Origin of the sequence: Faecalibacterium sp. AF27-11BH, assembly GCF_003603005.1 — a bacterium.
GTDB classification, from domain to species: Bacteria; Bacillota; Clostridia; order Oscillospirales; family Ruminococcaceae; genus Faecalibacterium; species Faecalibacterium taiwanense.
The window spans coordinates 44,877-64,020 of sequence record NZ_QVGS01000006.1; the positions used below are offsets into that span (position 1 = coordinate 44,877).

Genomic DNA, 19,144 nt, shown 5'->3' on the forward strand with positions numbered 1-19,144 from the left:
GCAATTCCTCGTGCTGTGAGTTAGGCAATACTAACTTTTCATTCTATAAAAAGCCGCTTCTCAGCGGTCCTTCTGCCAAAATAATACGCCCTGCCGTCTCCTCTGTCAAGAAGTTTAGGCATTTTCGGAAATCCCGAAAGAGATTTCGCTTCCGTCCCCCAACCATCACCCCAGTGCTACGTCCAGCACCATCATCACGCTGAAGCCCACCGCAAAAAACACCGTGCCAACGTTGGAGTGCTGCCCCTGCGACATTTCCGGGATCAGTTCCTCCACCACCACATACAGCATGGCACCGGCTGCAAAGCTGAGCAGATAGGGCAAAGCAGGCACCACGATGCCTGCCGCCAGAATCGTCAACACTGCCCCGATGGGCTCTACGATGCCGGACAGCACGCCGCCCCAGAATGCCCGGCCTTTTTTCATTCCTTCCGCCCGCAGTGGCATGGAGATGATGGCTCCCTCCGGGAAGTTCTGAATGGCAATGCCAAGAGAAAGTGCCAGCGCCCCGGCGGCGGTGATCTGAGCAGTTCCGGCAAGGTATCCGGCATAGACTACGCCCACTGCCATACCCTCCGGGATGTTGTGTAGCGTCACCGCCAGAACCATCATGGTGGTGCGCTGGAGCTGGCTTTTTGGCCCTTCGGCCTGCAAACTGTTCTGGTGCAGATGCGGGATGAGATGGTCCAGCAGCAGCAAAAACAGGATGCCCAGCCAGAAACCCACCGCCGCCGGGAAAAACGCCAGCCTGCCCAGATCTGCAGCCTGCTCCATGGCCGGGATCAGCAAACTCCACACCGATGCCGCCACCATGACCCCGGCAGCAAAGCCGGTCAACGCCCGCTGGATGCCGTCGCGCAGAGAGTTTTTCAAAAAGAACACACAGCCTGCCCCAAGGCTTGTGCCCAGAAATGGAATCAAGATCCCCCAGAACGCGTCTTGTATCATGTAGTACCTCCTTGCGGTTATTCATAACTAACTTCGCAAAAAGTATACTGCGCTCCGGCAAAAAGGTCAAGGGCTTTGCGGTATAGAGGATGCAGATCGTTTCCTGCATCGAAAAATTCACCTCTGCAAACTTTCCGGTTTCTACTTGACAACGCCCGGTGGGAGTGCTATTTTTACTTCGCGAATTTGTTTTGCCTAACCATCTGAGGGGTTTTTCCCCTGCATTTTTTTGCATCAATTGTTAGGTAAAGCTAACTATTTTTTCAAAACTGAGATAGAGGTGTGTTACCATGAGATTGAAAAAAGTATTTGCAGGTGCACTTGCGGCCGCTATGCTGGTATGCGCTGTGGCAGTCCCGGCCTTCGCTGCGGAAGAGGTGGAACAGGAAAACTGCCTGACCTCCAGCTATGTCCAGATGAACATCCCCTACGCCGACTTCTACAAGGCTGCCGGTGTGGACAACGCATCTGAGATCGACGCTGTGACCAGCGCCACCAAGAACAAGACCCGTGCAGGCAACCTTGCCGCCGGTTCCTACCACGTCAACGCAGATGGCACCGACATCACCGGCGTTTCCTTCCCGGTCAAGGTGCTGACCCCGTGGGCGCTGAAGAATGCAAAGCAGGTCACCGATGCCGACAGCTACGACATTACCGTTACCCTGAAGGGCAAGGAATCCACCACCACCTACACCGGCGCAGATGCCTTGTTTGAGAACGAGAGCTACGCTTACTACAAGCTCAGTGAGACCCCTGCCTACTACATCACCGCATGGTATAACCTGCTGAGCGGCAAGTGGGAGTTTGGCAAGGTCCACGCCACCGAGACCACCGTAGAGGGCACCACTGTGGAGCTGAATACCAACGGTCACCATGCCACCTACGAGATGAAAATCTCCGGTTTTGATCTGGACTACAAGGCCAACAAGGTCTACGGCGTAGTTCTGACCACCGCCGATGGCAGTGAGTACGGCCTGCATCATGTGACCAACATCTGGCATGGTACCAAGCTGGGCTTCAATGCCGATGATCCTTACTTTGCATCCGTCATCGGCAAGACGATTACTCAGATCACCTTCTACGCCGCCGACGGCGTGTATGTCCTGCCGGTCAATGTGGCGCTGTGAATACACGGGAAACTGCCTAATTTATTGTAAAATATAACACAAAACGGCAAGGTCGCTTGGCATCAGGCGGCCTTGCTTTTCCGTGTCAGGAGGAGTTGGAATGAACAAAAAACGATGCCATACACTGCTGCCGCTGGTGCAGCTGCTCCCGACGGTGGCGGTAGCGGCAGCTGTACTTTTTGCCCTGCCCCGCACCGTTCCGGTGCTGGCCGCCGTGCCGGAAAAGCTGACAACCGTGGTGGAGCAGTCTGTGGAAGCCGTTTCCTCCGAAGCGGAGGAAGAAACCCTGCCCAAGCTGCCCTATGCCGACGGCGTTTACGTCGGCTCTTCCCGGGGCTACGGCGGTGCCGTCCGAGTACAGGTCACCATGGAAAACGGCAGCATCACGGAGGTGGAGATCTTGGACGCATCCCACGAGACCAAGCAGTTTCTGCGGCGTGCCAAGCGGCTTTTGACCACCGTGGTGGAGACTCAGAGCTGGGAGGTGGATGCCGTTTCCGAGGCCACCTACACCAGCCGGGGCATTCTGGGCGCAGTGCAGAACGCCCTGACCGGCGAGGTGGTCAACAATCCCCTGCCGCCCCAGCCAAAGCCCGCTGCAACGCTTGTGGTGGAGGAATTTACGGCTCCCTCCATCTACTTGGACGGCATCTACACTGCCGAAGCCATGGGCTTTGAGGGGCAGATCACAGTGCAGGTCACGATGGCAGAGGATAAAATCACCAATATCACGATCCTGAGCGCCGAGGACGAGGAGGAATATCTCTCCCGGGCAAAACAGGTCATCCCCGCCATTCTGGAGGGACAAAGCCCCAACGTGGATACTGTTTCCGGCGCCACCTACTCCTCCACCGGAATTCTGAACGCAGTCAAGCTGGCACTGGCAAAGGCCGCTGTTGCCCCGGCAGAGAAAACCGCTCCGGAGCAGACTGCATCGGAAGAGACGGCAGAGGAAACCGCACCGTCTGAAGCAGCAGAGCCCGGGGAAACGCCGGTCACCGCGCCCACCGTGGAGGTGGTGCAGCCGGAGGAAAAGAGCGCCGTTCCCGTGTGGCTCAAGGAAGTATGGCAGCAGCTTTTCCCGGCAGATGCACCGGCATCCTCTGAACCGGAACCGGCATCTTCTGAGGAAGTGCTGCCGACATCCGAGCCGGCACTGCCGCCGGAAGAGACCGGGATTGAATCTGAAACGGAAGGAGCAGCAGAATGAAATACAAAAATTTTCTCCTCCGGGCGGTGAACCTGCTGCTCATTTTGGGGGTACTGTGGCAATACCAGCAGGTGGCGCTGATTCGGGCGACAGCGGTAAGCCAGCGCAAGCAGGAAATTGCCGAAGTTGAAGCCTACAATGCTTCCGTTTTGCAGGCGCAGAGCGCAGCACAGGCAGAGCAGAGCGGCTACCGGGACGGCATCTATGAGGGCAGCGCCTATGGTTTTGGCGATGTCATTCAGGTGTCGGTGACTATCCAGAACGGAAAAATGACCGATATTGCGGTGCTGGATGCTTCCGGCGAGGATAAGCCCTACTATAAGCAGGCGCTGCCTTTGCTGGACGAGATGCTGGCAGTGCAGTCTGCTGAGGTGGATACCGTTTCCGGCGCTACCCTCACGGCAGAAGGACTTATCGGTGCGGTAGAGAACGCACTGGGAAAGGCGGCAGGATGATGGAAAAAACACAGGCAAAGCCTTTAACAGCGGCGCAGCAGCGTCAGCGGAACAAAAAGCGCCGTACATGGCTGCGCACCGGGGTGCAGTTGTTCTTCTTTGTGTCCATGCCGGGCGCATTCGTGGCCGGGTTTTCCGGGGTAAAACAGATCTTTCTGCACATCGGTGCAGGCGAGGTGCTCTCTGTGGACAGCTTCACACTTTCCCTGCTGGGGCTGTGCGGCTTCACCCTGCTTTTCGACCGTTTTTTCTGTGGGTACGCCTGCGCCTTCGGCAGCTTGGGCGATGCCGTCTGGGCGCTTTCCGGGCTTATTCAAAAAAAGCTGTTCCACCGCAAAAAGCAGCTCCGTCTGCCGGAGCGGGCGGTGCTTTTGGGGCAGAAGGTCAAATATCTGCTGCTGGCATGGCTGGTAGCACTGTATGTGACCCGGCAGGAAAAGATGCTGACCGGCGCAAGCCCGTGGGAGGTGTTTTCCCGCCTGACGGCTCTGCATCTGCCGCCGGAGGGCTTTGGTGTGGGCATCGGGCTGCTTGTGCTCATTTTGCTGGGTATGGCGGTGCAGCCCCGGTTCTTCTGTCAGTTCCTCTGCCCCATGGGAGCGGTGTTCGCCTTGCTGCCGGTGCTGCCATTTGCGCGGTTGCACCGGCAGAGCAACGGCTGCATCCCGGGCTGCAATGCCTGTAAACAGCAGTGCCCGGTGTGCCTGAAGCTGGAGGAAACCAGCCTGCGCAGCGGGGAATGCATCGCCTGTGAAGCCTGCGTTAGCACCTGCCCCAAGCAGAACATCCACCGGTGGGATACCACCTTGTGCAAGCGTCTATGGCTGTCGGTGTTGGGTAAAGTGTTGCTTTTCTTCCTGCTGGGCTGCTGGCTGGGCTTTTGCCGATTCATCTGAACTAAAAAAGGAGGCTGCTGCGCAGTATTTGTGCAGCAGCCTCCTTTTGGCTGGGAGATCTATCATTTCGATACGCCGGAGCATCTGCAGACGCTCCGGCGTACCATTTTTACAGGGAAGACTTCTGCTCCAACAGGTCTGTCATGCTGCGCAGGCTGATGCCAAGGGTGGAAAGGTTATGCAGCATGGCGCTGGTGGCAGGGGGAAAGGACATTTTCCCACTTCTCCGCTCTTATTCGGTAACAGCCCAAACCCGTGCGGGCAGACCAGTTGCACCTTCGATGCGGGGATAAGAAACGATGACCACCGCACCGGCAGGCTGAACTTTATCCAGATTTGCAAGCACCTCCACCTGCAGCTTGTCGTTGTCCAGAACATAGCGCTCGCAGGCAAGGTCGCCCTTTTCCTCCGCCACCGCAGAGGAATCGGTATCCAGTGTTTCGTGGCCGTTGGCGGCGGCGTTGCGCACCTTGTAGATATACTCCAATGCTTCCAGCGACCAGCCGGGGGCATTTTCTTTGCCCTCTGCGTCGATGCCGGACAGCGCATCCATATCCGGCCACTTCTTATACCAGTCGCTGCGCAGAGCCACCAGCGCACCATCCGGGATAGGACCGTACTTTGCCTCATAGGCCTTGATGTCCTCTACTGTCACAGCGTAGCGGGGGTCTTTCTTGGCCTGCTCAGAAATATCAATGACCACCAGCGGGAAAATCAGGTCGTTCACATCAAACTTTTCGGACAGTGCTTTGCCCTTGATGAAGTGCCCCGGGAAGTCGATATGGGTACCGAACTGTCCGGGGAATTTGAAGGTCTGGATCAGGCATTCCAGTTCCGGCTTGCCCCAGTCCCACACGGTCTTTGCCAGCTCCACAGAGCCTTCCGGGATGCCGGACCAGTAGGGGCTTTCGTTGTTCAGCGAGTGAGAAAGCTCCACCCAGCGATATTTTTTAGCATTCTTCAGTGCGTTCCACAGTTTATAATCAGCCATTGTCGGTTCTCCTTTTATTGTGACGATGTATGTTCGGGCACTTCTCCCAGACAACGGCATCTTCCTGTTTTTTCTCAGTCTGTCTGCCGGGAATTTGTCTGGGAGCAGCGCATTCGCCCGGGCAGTCTGTGCCGGGCATCTGTTGTATGTTTCATCTGTCTGTGCTCCCTTCCTTGTGTTGGGGATAGTATAAACCCATTTTCGTACCATGTCAATAGGTTTATTCTTTCAAAGACTTCCCGGGCAAACGACAGGTCAGCAAATCGTTCGCCCTTGCAATAACGTTTCGTCATCCCCTTTCCCTTTTATCGCAGCTCTTCCAGCAGGGCGGTGCAACCCTCCAGCACATCCTGCCATGGCAAACAGACAAGATTTTCTTCATCTTACTCTCCCAGCACCTCGCCCAGTGCCAGAACAGCGTTGCGGACGCACTCCGGGCACGGGCACAGCGGTGCGCCGTTCTCTATTCCCTTCAGATCCTTGCAGATGGTAGCACCGCACTTTTCCTGAAAGTTTTGCAGCAGTTCCTTAGAAATGCGGGGTGTGCCCTTGCCGTCGGTGACGATGCCCGCCACCATCACAGCGCCGATCAGTGCGCCGCAGGTGCTCTCCATGCAGCCCATGCCGGCGGCATAGCCTGCGCCCAGCTTCATCAGGGTGTCGGCATCCACCGGCAGCTTGTCCTCAAATGCCTTCATCACCGCCTGTGCACAGTTGCACTGTCCAGTAGCCTTCCATGCGGCAGCCTGTGCCGCCCGTTCTTCGATGTTCATTTTAAAGTCCTCTTTCTTTGATGAATCGTAGTTTATTCGACATTATCATAAAATTCCTGTAACACTGTTGCCAATTCCTCCGGAGATTCTATGTTTGCTTCATGACCCGCTTTCAAAAGTTCATGGAAGTGGGAATCACTCAAATAACTGGCAAGTTCCTTTGAGGCTTTTTTGTTTGCGTTGTCCTTTTCCCCACAAACGATCAATGCCGGACAGGACACCTTACATAATGAATCCCTGAAATCCAATTCCGTCATCGTACCGCACAAGCTGATCACATCTGCTTTCTTGAATCCAAATTGCTTGAACATTGTATTCGGCATAAAGCGAAACAGCATATTCTGGAACTTCAATAGCTTTTCAGGCATTTTATATTGTGCTGCAATTAGCACCAGTGCCTTTACTTTATTCGGATGGTCTATCGCATAATTAAGTGCCAGAACAGCACCCAAGGAAAGCCCGCACAAGACGATTTCATCATGTTCCTTATCACACTCTCCTGAGAATGCAGCATACAGTTCCCCATAAGTGGCCGCTTTGTCCTCCAGCATCTCTGCCAAACTCAAGCTGGCGCTTCTATCCGAGACCTTCGTTTCTTTTATTACTCTGTCCCAACTGTCTGGTTTTTGTCCCAACCCATGTAAGTATAAAAACTTCATCTAATTTCCGCTCTCCTTCACACGTCCTGCTGCTTCCTTTCCAGCGCTTCAAAGTGATACCGGGGCTTGCCTTTGCTCTTTTTGCCGTACTCGATGGCCTCTTTGGGGCAATAGCAGATGCAGGCCATGCAATGGGTGCAGTTTTTGCCCCAGACCGGCTTTCCGTTTTCCAGACGGATGTTGTTCAAGGGGCACAGCTCCACGCACTTACTGCAGCCGATGCAGGCATCCGTTGCCCGGAAGGCATCCGCTTTTACAAAAAAGCGATAGAACACCGGGTTCACCGGGCCGCTCATAAAGCGGTCGTAGAGGTTCTCTCTCGGCGGAGGAAATTCCTGCCCGGCCTTGAGCTGCGCCAGCACCTTCTGAAGTGCAGGCTCTGCCTGCTCCACGATGCTCCGTGCCTGCTCCTTTTGAGGTGCATTGAACATGGCAATGTAGTTTTCCGGCATGATGATCTGGGCTGTGCCCATATACTGCAGCTGCTTTTGCGCTGCAAGCTGCCGGTTATAGCCTGCCGCATTGCCAATTTCGCTGCCGCAGTCCATCACAAACCAGATGCGCTCTGCCCCGGTCAGTGCGGTCTTGCCCAGCCACTCCGACACCACCCGGGGGATACGCCATGCGTAGGTAGGCGTCACCAGCACCACATCCCGGCCAGTCTGCACCGGGGCGGTATTCCCTGCCTTGATGCAGGCGTTCAGGTCGTAAAGCGGCATCTCCAACCCTTCGGCAATACGCCGTGCCAGATACCGGCTGTTGCCGGTTCCCGTAAAATAAAGTACCATGGCTGCCCCCTCATTTTGTGTTATTCAGATGTCCGTCTGCCCGGCAAACTGGAACTTGTCGGGGCGAGGCCCCTCCATCTTGCTACGCAAGACTGTTCTGTCACTTAAAAGCCCCACTGGGGCTTTCATTGTTCCGCTTCGCTCCACAAACGCGAACTTGTCGGGGCGAGGCCCCTCCATCTTGCTGCCGCAAGACCGTTCTGTCACTTAAAAGCCCCACTGGGGCTTTCATTGTTCCGCTTCGCTCCACAAACGCGAATTGTTTACTTCTTCGTCTTAGGCGCAATAAGCAACATGACTGTCACAAGAATATATAAACCATACAGTAACCAAGTAATGGTATTGTTCCAAGGAAAACTCATTTCTGGATGGTTCAATGCAAACACTATAAATGCAATAGCTATAATCAGCATTATTAAACCGAGAATCCTTGATATACGCTTTTTCATGCAAAGCACTTCCTTGTCAAACTGGAATTGTTAATCTTGAACTGGTCCTATAATGCCAAATGCTATTGCATCAATAAAAAGCACGAACGCTATCACACAAACAATTAAAATAGTTGCAATGACTTTAATAACAAGTTGTTGATTTTGTCTTAAATTACTCTTACTAACAATCCTTAAGACAAAAATCAAAGCAACGAGGATGATAAAAGAAATAATATTATAAAGAACCACTGTTTTCATCTATGTGTCCTTCTTTTTTATATCAATTCCGAGTTGCCGCTCTCCGTATGCCATAGTCTCCGCACGCAAAAAGCCCTTTGCGGCAAGGTGTGTGCTTACACCTCACCCGCAAACTTCATGCCCCAGCTCATGCGGGTGTCGTACATCAGGCGGGTCAAGGCAAGGCTATCCTGCGGGGTGTAGCGGTCGCTGCCGGTACGTCCCAGCTTGACGCAGCGGCTTGCTTCCCGGATCTCATACTCAAAGCCGTTGATGTCCACCGGGCAGCGGATGACCTCCGGCTCTTTGCCCTCCACTTCCAGCGTCATGGTCTCGGCGTGCTGGAAATCCGGCAGGAAAATACTGCCCTTGGTACCAACGATACGGGCATTGCGCTCCAGCTCCTGCCCGATGGTCTGGACAGACTCCGCCTTGCAGCCGCCGGGGTAGGTCAGCGCAAGGCGGCTGTAATCGTCGGTGCCGTACTCGTTGATGTGGACCTCTTTGGTCTCCACCTTCTCCGGGTCCTGTCCGGTGAGGATGCGCAGAAAGCCCAGATTGTAGATGCCGATATCCAGCAGCGCACCGCCGCCCAGACCGGAATCAAACTTGCGGTCCTTCCGGGCACCGGAGGCAACAAAGCCGTACTGACAGGTGATCTGCTTCAGCTCCCCGATGGTGCCAGCCGCAAGGATCTCGCGCAGGCGGTCGTACAGCGGCAGCAGCCAGATCCAGAACGCCTCCATGAGAAAGAGGTGCTTTTCCTCTGCCAGACGGTACAGCTCCCGTGCCTGCTCCGGGCTGATGGTAAAGGGTTTTTCGCACAAAACGTGCTTGCCCTGCTCCAGACAGAGCTTGCAGTTTTCGTAGTGCAGGGTGTTGGGGGTGGCGATATAGATGGCCTCCACCTCCGGGTCGGCGGCAAGGGCTTCGTAGGAGTCATAGCAGCGGGGAATGCCGTACTGCTGCGCAAACGCCTGTGCGCTTTCCAGATGCCGTGACCCCACGGCAACAAGCTGCTCCCCTTCTGCGCCCATCTGTTCCACCGTAGACGCAAACTTTTTGGCAATGGTGCCGGTCGCTAAAATTCCCCACTTCATAACGGTACCTCCCTGTTTATTATCGTAATTTTCAAAAATAGTGCCGATCAAAACGGTATATTTGCGATATGCAGTTTGCGGATGTTGCTTGAGCATCAAAAACGCAAACTGCTATACTTTGGATTCAGTATACCATGGTTTTCCCTTGCGGAAAAGATAGTGAAAAACAAAAATTCCCCCGGAGGGCTTATTCCAACTCTCCGGGGACAGATTCTATGCACCGGTATCTTTCATCTTGTTCCAAACATTCTCACCCATTATAATAGAGATAGAGAGAAGGTGCCAACATGAAACATCGCATTGTGACGGCTGCGCAGATGAAGGAAATTGAACGAGCCGGGGATGCCCACGGTCTGCCCTACCTGCAAATGATGGAAAACGCCGGAATGGCGGCTTACGCCGAACTGCAAAAGCAGCTCCCACATCCCGGCAGGCTGCTGGTGGTCTGCGGAAAGGGCAACAACGGCGGCGATGGGTTCGTGATTGCCCGTGCCGCCGCAAAAGATGGCTGGAACGTGACCGTTTTTCTGGCCGAGGGCGAGCCGAAAACTGCTGATGCCATCCTCAATTTTGAGCGTCTGCACTCCCTGCCGGTGCACATCTGCACTGACGGTTCTGTACTGGAAACCCAGAGCTTTGCTGCCGTTGTGGACGCCCTCTACGGCACCGGGTTTCATGGTGAATTGCGGCCTTCCGGCCTTGCTGCCTGCGGGCTGATGCGCCGTCTGCACAAGAGCGGTGCCTTTGTGTTGGCCGTAGACCTGCCAAGCGGCATCAATACGGACACCGGCGAGGTTGCCGAGGGTGCTGCCCATGCAGATCTGACCGTAACCTTCGACAGCTATAAGCCTTTGCATATCGCAGAAGCTTCTGCGCCCCTGTGCGGAAAGATCGTCTGTGCCGACATTGGCATCCGGGATGAATGGCACCCGGAGTTTTGACGAGGGCTTGCCGCTGCGGAAAAGCACTTGCGCACAAAAGAGCCGCCGCACAAATCACTGTGCGGCGGCTCTCTAGCTCTCAGCACCGACGGCGTCACACCCTGCGCTCAAGGTTCTGCCGGAACAGCTCATACGCTGCCCGCATCTCCTCCGGCAAACGCTTCAAGGTTTCCTGCTGCAACTCAGACAGCATCCCATAAAAAGCTTTGGCAATGCCGCCGGTGATGCAGGCAAGGGTGTCGCTGTCGCCGCCGAGAGAGACTGCATTCAATAAACGCAAATAGAGTGTCATTTTCTCCCTTTTTTCACGCCTCCCGCTGCTCCACGATTTCCAGACTGTCCCGCCCGACATGGCAAAGCAGAAACAGCACGCTCACGCCTGCGGCTTTCGCTTCAGCCAGCGCTGTGCCAAATTCCGGCTGCGTGCCAACATTCGGCCTCACCTCGGTGACGCCTTCCATCTGGATCACAAAGGCTACTGCACACCGATACCCTGCCCGCTGTGCCTGCGCTAACTCGTGCAAGTGCTTCACGCCTCGTTCGGTGGGTGCATCCGGGAAATAACCGATGCCGCCCACTTCCAATGTGCAGCCTTTGACTTCCAGCAGGTATTTCTGTTCGCCCTTTTCCATGTAAAAATCAATGCGGGATTTTCCGTATGCAAACTCCGGCCTGGCAAGGTCAAACTCCTGCTTTGAGAGCCATTCTCCTACCACCTTGTTGGGTGCCTGACTGTCCATATTGACCCAACCAAGTTCCTGCTTGTGTACCGCTACAAGGTCGTATTTTGTCTTGCGCTTCGGGTTGTCCGACACTTCCAGACGCACCGCCGCACCGGGCAGCAGCAGTTCCCTGCACCGCCCGGTGTTTTTGACATGGACGGTTTCCACCGTGCCGTTCACATCTACATGGGCAATAAAACGGTTGGGACGGTCAAGAAAAATGCCGTCCACGATCTCTCTGTATTTCAATATTTACTCCATTTTCATTTTTGTCTGATACGCCTGCGCCAGAACCATTGGCTGCACGCCAAAACAGGCTCCTGCAAGCGTTTAACCACTGGCAGGAGCCCGTTTATTTCTTAAAGTTTCGTCATCCACAGACCATGCAGGTTGCAGTAAGCGTAGACCGCCACCGGCTTTTCGCCGCCCAGCTCAAACACCGCCTTGGGTGCCTGACCGGGGACGAGGTAGCGGAGCTGTCCGCCGTTTTCGGTCTCCACAAAGAGCCACTGGATGTGGTGCACATCCACCATGGGGTGCTCCACCGCACCCACCGTAACCGTGAGGGTGCTGCCGGAAAGCTCTGCCACCGGCAGATGCTTTTCGCCGCTGGCTTCCACGGTGTTAGGGAGCAGCTCCTTCATCTTTTCGCCGCAGCAGACCAGCGGAACGCCTGCGTTGTGGATGGTGGTGACCAGGTTGCCACAGTGCTCACAGATATAAAACTTTGCCTTCATATTAAAATCCTCCATCGGAATGTTGTTGGTGTTTCCTGTGACTATATGATAACATTTCCTAGTTAAATTTTCTGTGACCGGGTCACGCAAGCAGTCCAGTGCTGTGGAAATGCCCCTCAGCTTCCCATGGCAATAAGCACCAGCACGACCACCACCGCAATGGCGATGAGGCAGCCGCAGCCGCTTCCGTCTCCACCACTGCCGCCACCATTGTTGTGGCCGCCGCCACCGCCGCCGGACGAGCCACCGAAGTTGCGGTTGAAGGCTGTCATGTACTGGGCATAGCCCGTGTCACCTTTGCCGAAATAGCCGTAATCATCGTTTGCCATTGTATTTTCCTCCATCCGAAGTGTGTTTTGCTTCTTCTGAGGTTATTTTATCGAAAGAACTGTCCCATAAATATCTCTTTCAACATTTCTTGTCATCTCATTCTTCCCCGATGCCCAGATACACATCAATGTCCATGATACCCTCCCCGCTGACCTCCACCAGATCTTCAAAGGGCACCACGGTGTCGCCCACCTGCAAGGTGCGGAACACCGGGTCGATGCGGTCTGCTTTTCCGGTCAGGGTGATGTAGTTGCCCACTGCGGGAACCTCCGGGTGAGCGGTATCCTCCTTGAAGTACCGCACCGTGATGGTCATGCCCTTGGTGACCTGCATCAGCCGATCGGACAGAGCCGACATTTCTTCCTCGGTCAAAATGCGCTTGGTCACCCGCTCGGTGCGCTGCTTTTCTGCGGCAAGCTGCTCGTCATAGCCCCGCAGCGGAGAGAAGGGCGAGAAGATCTTGGCACGGTTCTGAAGGGTCATGCGGGGGTGCTTGCGGAGGGATTCTTCGGTCTTGGGGCGTTCCATCTCTAGGATATCCCCGTACTTTTGGGCGGTCTCCCGCCCGATTTTGCTATTTTTGTAGTTTTCCATCTGAACCTCCCGCCGAATCTCCTGCACTGTGCCCGCCGATTTGTGCGTTGCGCTGTCGCATGGTGGCACCCTCTTCGTAGCTGCTGGCTTTCAACACGGCGTTTTTGCCGTACTTGTTCTTGATGCCCAGCATGGCTTGCTGGAGTTTTTTCTCCTTTTCCAGCTTCTTGGTGTCGGTGAAAAAGTCCACCTGATAGAAGCCCTCGTCCGGCGTGACCTTGTTGGCATTGATGGTGATGCGCCGCACCGTCAGCGCCGGGTCGGTGATGCGCTCAAACAGCTTTGCACTTTCGTTGATGAGGGTGCTGCCCAGATTGGTGGGCGCATCAAATCGAACGGTGCCGTGAGCTGCCTTGGGGATGGTTCTGCCGTAGCGGTCGGTCTGGGTCAGACCACGATAACCGCCCTTGTCCACGTTCTCCCGGTCGTAGCCGATCTCCAAGGTGATGGATTCCGTCACCAGCTTCTTTTCGGTGAGCCGGAACATCAAGATTTCTGCCATTTCCCGGACAATGAGTTTTGCTTTATCATACGGATAAGGAGTGGAAAGCACCTGTCCCTCGCTGATGCTGTTGGTGCTGGGCTTGTAACTTTTGATCTGCTCCATACCGCAGGGTTCATAGCCCCATGCGTGGTCGATGAGGATTTCCGCATCCACGCCGAAAATCTCGTACAGGCGATCCTCTCCGTGGATGGAAAACCGTGCCAAGTCCCCCATGGTGTAGATGCCGTGGGCTTCCAGCCGTTTGACGGTACCAGGGCCGGTCATCCAGAAATCCGTCAGTGGTCTGTGGTTCCACAGCAGATACCGGTAGGACTGCTCGTCCAGCTCTGCAATGCGGACGCCGTCCTTGTCCGCCGGGATATGCTTTGCCACAATATCCATGGCCAGCTTTGCAAGGTAGAGGTTGGTGCCGATGCCTGCCGTTGCGGTGATGCCAGTGTTGTACAGCACCTCCCGCACCATGGTCATGGCAAGCTCGTGGGCGCTCATGTGGTAATAGGGCAGATAGCCCGTCACATCAATGAAAACCTCGTCAATGGAGTAGGGGTAGATATCCGCCGGGGACACATATTTGAGGTAGGTCTTGTAGATTTGGGTGGACACATTCAGATACCGCTGCATCCGGGGCGGCGCAACGATGTAGCTCAGCCCCAGCGCCGGGTCTGCGTTCAGGGCATTGGCATCAAAAGAGGTGCTGGCAAAGTGGTATTTTCCATCCTCTCCCCGGACCGCCTTTTTCTGCCGGATGGCAGTTTGCAGCCGCTGAGCGTTGACCTCTTTCACCCGCTGAACGGCTTCAAACAGCCGTGCTCTGCCGGGTATCTTGTAAGCTTTCAGGGAGGGCGACACCGCAAGGCAAATGGTCTTTTCGGTGCGGGAGGCATCTGCCACCACCAGATTGGTGGTCAGAGGGTCCAGATGGCGGTCTACGCACTCCACCGAGGCATAGAAACTTTTCAGGTCGATTGCCAGATAGGTGCGCTGCGCTGCCATGATTCAGCCCTCCTTTGCAAAAGTAACAACCATTTATCTTATTATAATAAATCTTTACGCTGTTTTCAAGATGGAATGGCCATTTTATCCGTGATATAGACAACAAAAAAGAGTGGCAGCATTTCAAGCTGAAACGCTGTCACTCTGTAGGAACTGCGTAATGACTGACGATTATCCTTCTACTTTGACCGTAGCACGATCGCTCTTTGCGTTTCCATCCGCATCCAGCGTGATATGCACAAAATGTTCCGGCTTATCATAATCCTTTGTCTCGCCGTCATCGGTATAGTATTCATAGGATGCACCATCGGGAGCATAGGCAAGCAGGCGCAGATCTGCAAAATCCACATCGGCAACGCTCTGGATCTTTTTGCCGTCCTTGGCAAGGGGCAGAAGGTGCCCCTTGCGCATAAAGAACACCACTTCGTCCAGCTCCACCGGAATGTAATGATGGCCTGCTGGCAGCACGCTGGTTTCCATGCGGTTGCTTTCGCTGCACTTTACCCGCACTTGCAGCATCTCCTCCGGCAGATAAACATACCGACCTCGGGCATTTTGCTCATATACCGGGGCGATCAACAGGCTTTCACCGATCATCACCTCATCCTCTACCCGGCGGGCAAAGTCATCCTCCGGGAAGGCGAAAGCCAACGGCATACAGTACATGCCGTCGTGCAGGGCAGCTTTCATGTACTCGCTGTAAATGTAGGGCAGCAGCAGGTAGCGCAGTTGTAAAATACCAGCAAAGGCAGCCTTGTTCTTAAATCGGTAGGGTTCCTGCCGGCGAGTGCCGTCGGCAGAGTGGTTCCGCAGCAGCGGAGAGAAGATGCCCATGCCGTACCAGCGCAGCACCAGATCCTCTGTAGTATTGCTGCCAAAGCCGCCAATGTCGGGGCCTTCGTACAGGAAGCCGCACATATTCAGGGAGGGCATCATGTGCAGCGCAAGCAGAATGTGGCTCCACCAAGAATGGTTGTCGCCGGTCCAGATGCCGCCATACCGGTGCATCCCGATGCAGGCAGAACGGGAGTATATCAAAATGCGCTTGTCCGGCTCCAGCCGCTCGAAAGCCTCACCTGCCGCACGGGTCATGTTATAACCAAAAAGATTATGTACCTTGTCGTGCCGCATACGCCCCTGTTTGGTGTTGTGGTAGAACAGCTTATAATCGTTTTCGTTGTTGGAAAGCTCTGCCACCATGCCGGTAAAAGCACCAAAGCTGGAAATATCCAGGTTTTGCTTGCTGTATTTCTCAATTTGAGCAAAGGTCTTTTTCAGTCTTTCTTCTGCGTAGAAGATAGCAGGCTCGTTCATATCATTCCAGAAGCCCTCGATCCCCTGATCCAGCAGAACCTTATATTGACTGCCAAACCAAGCACGGGCTTCCGGGTTGAGCATATCGGGGAAGTGTACCCGTCCCGGCCACACACCGGCTACAAAGGGGGTGCCATCCTGATTCGTGCAGAAGTAGCCGTTTTTCACGCCTTCCTCATACACATCATATCCATCTTCGACCTTGACTGCTGCATCGATGATGGGGACAAGATGGATGCCCTGCGCTTTCATCTCGGCGGCAAAGTCTGCAAAACGCGGGAAGCGCTGCGCATCCACCGTAAAGTCCTTGTAATGCTCCATGTAATCGATATCCAGAACCACAGCGTCCAGCGGCATATGATTGGCACAGTAATTTGCCACCACCTCGCGGACCTCGTCCTCGTTCATGTAGCTCCAGCGGCTCTGGGCGTTGCCAAAAGCCCATTTGGGCGGAATATAACTGCGCCCCACCAACTGGCGGAACTGGTGCACAATATCGGTCAGGCTCTCGCCCTCAATGATGTAGAGATCGTAATTTTCCTCGGCCACCGTGATGCGTAAGGTATCCAGGTCGGTGTAGCCGCAGTCAAAGGTCACCTTGCCCGGGTAGTCGATAAAAACGCCAAATGTATCCTTGCCGGACACGATCATAAAATTATAAGCACCGTACAGCGAGGATTTGCCCTCGGTATGGTTGCCGTCATCGGAGCATTTGCTTTCGTACACCCACCCGCGCTTGTTGATACCACGGACGTTTTCGCCAAGACCATACAGGACATCCTGCGGTTCCATGGCATAGGAGAAACCATCCGGCTCCTTGGTCAGATAGGGTATCGTTTCCATCATGGGCAAAAAAGAACCCACTACACTTTCGGTATCAAACGGTTGCCCGTATTGCTTTTTGTAAATCATAGCAAAACACCTCTCCTTTGTTTTTTGAATCGCATGCTGATCCTGTCGAGATAAAAATTTTCTTTAAATCCAAACGATGCAAAATCATCTCGCCCGATGCACCGCGAAACGAAACACCACCATTATGATAGATCGTCTCCCGCATGGCCTGAAACGCATTTTTCCCAGCCTTACCGTATCGGAAGTGTAGATTTCATCTGTAAGCCTTCTATCAAATTTCATTTTCATCCTCGTAGGGTTTTGATTCTGCCGCGCACTTCAATTCTGGTATGTCTTTTATGGTCAACTGGCATACTGATTTTTGATCAAGCTTGTACAGCATAGCTAGTATAGTATACTTGCGCAGCATTTCGATTTCAAGCGCTAATTGGCATTGGCTGTGTAAAAAAGAGAGGCCAATCTGCGTAAAAATTTGCGCAAGTTGATCCCTGTGCTTTTCCACAATCCGGCTATCCGTATAGACAGTCATCTTGCGATGCGGTATACTCGAACCAGATCAACATTTTCAGGAGGAAAAATCATGGCGGGAGAAACCAACAAAGTCGTCATCGTTACCGGAGGAAGCTCCGGCATCGGACGGTGCACGGCATCCGCTCTGAAGGAGAATGGCTGCATCGTCTATGAGTTCAGCCGCAGAAATATCCCTATGGAGGGTGTCACCCATCTGTCTGTCGATGTGACCGATGAAGATGCGGTCAACGCCGCTGTGCAGCAGGTCATCCAAAAAGAAACTAAAATCGATGCAGTGATCAACTGTGCAGGCTTTGGCATTTCCGGTGCGGTGGAGTTTACGTCCATGGAGCAAGCCAAAGCACAGTTTGATGTGAACTTTTTCGGGACAGTCACTGTAAATAAAGCGGTTCTCCCCTTCATGCGCCATCAAGGGAAGGGGCATATTGTGAACATCAGCTCTGTTGCTGCCGTAGCGCACATTCCGTTCCAGACCTTCTACTCTGCAAGCAAAGCCGCTATTTCCTCTTATTCCTATGCGCTGGCAAATGAAGTCAAGCCCTACGGCATCCATGTTACCGTCGTAGAACTGGGTGACATCTGCACCGGATTTACAAAAGCACGTCAGAAAAGCATTCTCGGCGATGAAGAATACGGCGGGCGCATCTCCCGGAGCGTCAGTCAGATGGAGCACGACGAACAAAACGGCATGGACCCGGCACGCATTGGACGGTACATCGCCGGTATTGTGGAGAAAAAGAACCCGGCAGTCGTTTATGTTGCCGGTGCACAGTATAAATTCCTGAGCCTTTTGTGCAAGCTCCTGCCTGCCGCAGCACGCGGAAAGATCGTGGGGAAAATATATGGGTAACAGGCGCATTGCTCCGCAAAGCTGCTATATCCGTATTTTGTGGACAACGAAGCAGCGTTGTTCTCCCCGGAGTCCGGAAAAAAGGCAAGCCCTCCTTCATAAATTACAGTAACCGTTTATGATACTATGGGGAGGGGTCGGCATGTTTTTATCTCTTCTGCAATTTTTTGCCACAAAGTTTCTGGTTCTGGCGCTTCATCTGGAAAGCGGCAGCTTTCCGCGGCCCCTCTCTGCCCGGGAGGAAACCGAAGCCTTTTCCGCACTGCGTGCCGGTGACCCTGCCGCACGGGAAAAACTGATCCGGCACAATCTGCGTCTGGTGGCACACATCGTAAAAAAATACTACGCCCTGCCCGGCGGGCACGCTTTTCCACCTACGCCAGCCGGTGCATTGAAAATGAGATCCTCTCCCCAGCGCACTTTCAGATGGAAAAGAGAACCCACTCATTTTGCAAAGCAGCGCAAATGCGTCAAAATGGGTTTTCTGGGCTCAGGAAAGCGGTCACCTTTTTCTACTTCAAAAGGTATCATGTGAGGTATCCTGTCTAACCCCTCTCTACATCCTGCAGGTGCCGCTTGCCGGGCCGCACACCACTTCGGAAGCACAGGCGTTCTTTCATATGTACCACTCTTACGCCGACATCCCGAATCCATGGGACCGTCTGCGTTGGTGCCGCTACAGCCTTGGTCTGCTGCAGAAAGACGTTGCCGCCATGGTCGGCATGGAAGAATGGCTCTACCAGGACCTTGAAAGCGGCAATTTCCGCCGGAGCTTCTCCCCGGAGATTGCGGACAAGCTGGCTGCCCTTTACGGCATCCCGGTGGAGGATATTCTGGACGACTACACCCTGTTTCTGCACCGGGGCGGAGGAGCCTTCCTCCGCAGATATCGGGAGGCAAAAGGCTGGAACCGTCAGCAGCTTGCTGACCACGCAAAGGTCAGCCGGACAAGCATCCGCTGCTGGGAAAACGGACAAAAGACCATCAGTCAGAAGTGCTTTTGCCATCTGGTGGAAAACCTTGGTTCCGATTTTCCATCTATGCTTCGCATGTGAGGTATGGTAATTTTTCTCCGGTCAAACGAAAAAGCTCGTCTGCAAGCCACGATATGTGGCAGCGCAGACGGGCTTTCGTTATGGAATCATTCTGTTTCAATTATT

The 19,144-nt window shown here is 54.1% G+C and carries 24 protein-coding genes; 8 read left to right on the plus strand and 16 right to left on the minus strand.

What is annotated here, in order from left to right:
• Positions 1-165 precede the first annotated feature (165 nt).
• Complete coding sequence (locus DWY76_RS07485; RefSeq protein ID WP_097770701.1) at positions 166-948, minus strand: ZIP family metal transporter; 783 nt, start codon at positions 946-948, stop codon at positions 166-168.
• Positions 949-1,238: 290 nt separating this feature from the next.
• On the opposite strand from DWY76_RS07485, the gene DWY76_RS07490 reads away from it, so the two are divergent.
• The 4 genes from DWY76_RS07490 (at position 1,239) to DWY76_RS07505 (ending at position 4,636) form a co-directional block, all read left to right on the plus strand.
• Positions 1,239-2,075 carry a hypothetical protein gene (locus DWY76_RS07490; RefSeq protein ID WP_120080707.1) on the plus strand — a complete coding sequence of 279 codons (837 nt, stop codon included), beginning with the start codon at positions 1,239-1,241 and terminating at the stop codon, positions 2,073-2,075.
• A gap of 100 nt (positions 2,076-2,175) precedes the next feature.
• On the plus strand, positions 2,176-3,285 hold the full coding sequence (locus tag DWY76_RS07495) for an FMN-binding protein (protein ID WP_120080709.1): 1,110 nt from the start codon (positions 2,176-2,178) through the stop codon (positions 3,283-3,285).
• Positions 3,282-3,740: an FMN-binding protein gene (locus tag DWY76_RS07500; protein WP_120080711.1), complete on the plus strand. Its 459-nt coding sequence runs from the start codon at positions 3,282-3,284 to the stop codon at positions 3,738-3,740. Before DWY76_RS07495 ends, DWY76_RS07500 begins: the two co-directional genes overlap by 4 nt.
• On the plus strand, positions 3,737-4,636 hold the full coding sequence (locus DWY76_RS07505) for a 4Fe-4S binding protein (RefSeq protein ID WP_120080713.1): 900 nt from the start codon (positions 3,737-3,739) through the stop codon (positions 4,634-4,636). The genes DWY76_RS07500 and DWY76_RS07505 overlap by 4 nt, the downstream gene beginning before the upstream one ends.
• A 232-nt stretch (positions 4,637-4,868) precedes the next feature.
• Here the strand turns inward: DWY76_RS07505 and DWY76_RS07510 are convergent, their stop codons facing one another.
• From DWY76_RS07510 to DWY76_RS07545, 6 genes are all read right to left on the minus strand, one after another.
• Positions 4,869-5,627: a cyclase family protein gene (locus tag DWY76_RS07510; RefSeq protein ID WP_097774736.1), complete on the minus strand. Its 759-nt coding sequence runs from the start codon at positions 5,625-5,627 to the stop codon at positions 4,869-4,871.
• 383 nt (positions 5,628-6,010) lie between these two features.
• Complete coding sequence (locus DWY76_RS07515) at positions 6,011-6,400, minus strand: C-GCAxxG-C-C family protein (protein WP_005939676.1); 390 nt, start codon at positions 6,398-6,400, stop codon at positions 6,011-6,013.
• Positions 6,401-6,432: 32 nt separating this feature from the next.
• The gene (locus DWY76_RS07520; RefSeq protein ID WP_120080715.1) at positions 6,433-7,059 is read right to left on the minus strand and encodes an alpha/beta hydrolase; all 627 of its coding nucleotides are present in this window, start codon (positions 7,057-7,059) and stop codon (positions 6,433-6,435) included.
• 17 nt (positions 7,060-7,076) lie between these two features.
• Complete coding sequence (locus DWY76_RS07525) at positions 7,077-7,847, minus strand: EFR1 family ferrodoxin (RefSeq protein ID WP_120080717.1); 771 nt, start codon at positions 7,845-7,847, stop codon at positions 7,077-7,079.
• 479 nt (positions 7,848-8,326) lie between these two features.
• Positions 8,327-8,536: a hypothetical protein gene (locus DWY76_RS07540; RefSeq protein WP_097772305.1), complete on the minus strand. Its 210-nt coding sequence runs from the start codon at positions 8,534-8,536 to the stop codon at positions 8,327-8,329.
• Between the two features lie 95 nt (positions 8,537-8,631).
• Entirely contained in the window at positions 8,632-9,615 is a 984-nt protein-coding gene (locus tag DWY76_RS07545; RefSeq protein ID WP_120080719.1) for a Gfo/Idh/MocA family oxidoreductase, read from the minus strand.
• Positions 9,616-9,902: 287 nt separating this feature from the next.
• Between DWY76_RS07545 and DWY76_RS07550 the strand changes: the two genes are divergently transcribed.
• Positions 9,903-10,556 carry an NAD(P)H-hydrate epimerase gene (locus tag DWY76_RS07550; protein WP_120080721.1) on the plus strand — a complete coding sequence of 218 codons (654 nt, stop codon included), beginning with the start codon at positions 9,903-9,905 and terminating at the stop codon, positions 10,554-10,556.
• A 94-nt stretch (positions 10,557-10,650) separates the two neighbouring features.
• Here DWY76_RS07550 and DWY76_RS13830 read toward each other — a convergent pair whose 3' ends face one another.
• The 9 genes from DWY76_RS13830 to DWY76_RS07595 all read right to left on the minus strand — a co-directional run bounded on the left by DWY76_RS13830 (position 10,651) and on the right by DWY76_RS07595 (position 17,132).
• On the minus strand, positions 10,651-10,848 hold the full coding sequence (locus DWY76_RS13830; RefSeq protein ID WP_133300801.1) for an ADP-ribosylglycohydrolase family protein: 198 nt from the start codon (positions 10,846-10,848) through the stop codon (positions 10,651-10,653).
• A 13-nt stretch (positions 10,849-10,861) separates the two neighbouring features.
• Positions 10,862-11,527, minus strand: coding sequence for a DNA/RNA nuclease SfsA (gene sfsA / locus DWY76_RS07555; RefSeq protein ID WP_120080723.1), 666 nt, complete (start codon positions 11,525-11,527; stop codon positions 10,862-10,864).
• Between the two features lie 110 nt (positions 11,528-11,637).
• Positions 11,638-12,015 (minus strand): desulfoferrodoxin family protein, encoded by a 378-nt coding sequence (locus DWY76_RS07560; protein ID WP_120080725.1) that lies wholly within the window; start codon positions 12,013-12,015, stop codon positions 11,638-11,640.
• Positions 12,016-12,131: 116 nt separating this feature from the next.
• Complete coding sequence (locus DWY76_RS07565; RefSeq protein WP_120080727.1) at positions 12,132-12,344, minus strand: HFLK protein; 213 nt, start codon at positions 12,342-12,344, stop codon at positions 12,132-12,134.
• 97 nt (positions 12,345-12,441) lie between these two features.
• Positions 12,442-12,939 (minus strand): hypothetical protein, encoded by a 498-nt coding sequence (locus tag DWY76_RS07570; protein ID WP_120080729.1) that lies wholly within the window; start codon positions 12,937-12,939, stop codon positions 12,442-12,444.
• Positions 12,920-14,437: a DNA methylase gene (locus DWY76_RS07575; RefSeq protein ID WP_120080731.1), complete on the minus strand. Its 1,518-nt coding sequence runs from the start codon at positions 14,435-14,437 to the stop codon at positions 12,920-12,922. Before DWY76_RS07575 ends, DWY76_RS07570 begins: the two co-directional genes overlap by 20 nt.
• 171 nt (positions 14,438-14,608) lie before the next feature.
• A complete protein-coding gene (locus tag DWY76_RS07585) occupies positions 14,609-16,663 on the minus strand; it encodes a TIM-barrel domain-containing protein (RefSeq protein ID WP_120080733.1) in 2,055 nt (684 codons plus the stop codon).
• Positions 16,629-16,808 (minus strand): hypothetical protein, encoded by a 180-nt coding sequence (locus tag DWY76_RS07590; protein ID WP_120080735.1) that lies wholly within the window; start codon positions 16,806-16,808, stop codon positions 16,629-16,631. The genes DWY76_RS07585 and DWY76_RS07590 overlap by 35 nt, the downstream gene beginning before the upstream one ends.
• Before the next feature lie 66 nt (positions 16,809-16,874).
• The gene (locus tag DWY76_RS07595) at positions 16,875-17,132 is read right to left on the minus strand and encodes a hypothetical protein (RefSeq protein ID WP_120080737.1); all 258 of its coding nucleotides are present in this window, start codon (positions 17,130-17,132) and stop codon (positions 16,875-16,877) included.
• Between the two features lie 51 nt (positions 17,133-17,183).
• On the opposite strand from DWY76_RS07595, the gene DWY76_RS07600 reads away from it, so the two are divergent.
• From DWY76_RS07600 to DWY76_RS07610, 3 genes are all read left to right on the plus strand, one after another.
• Positions 17,184-17,984, plus strand: coding sequence for an SDR family oxidoreductase (locus DWY76_RS07600; RefSeq protein WP_120080739.1), 801 nt, complete (start codon positions 17,184-17,186; stop codon positions 17,982-17,984).
• A 142-nt stretch (positions 17,985-18,126) separates the two neighbouring features.
• Positions 18,127-18,519, plus strand: a complete 393-nt coding sequence (locus DWY76_RS07605) for a hypothetical protein (protein WP_243111974.1) — start codon at positions 18,127-18,129, stop codon at positions 18,517-18,519.
• 85 nt (positions 18,520-18,604) lie between these two features.
• On the plus strand, positions 18,605-19,039 hold the full coding sequence (locus DWY76_RS07610) for a helix-turn-helix transcriptional regulator (RefSeq protein ID WP_120080741.1): 435 nt from the start codon (positions 18,605-18,607) through the stop codon (positions 19,037-19,039).
• The last annotated feature ends 105 nt before the right edge of the window (positions 19,040-19,144 follow it).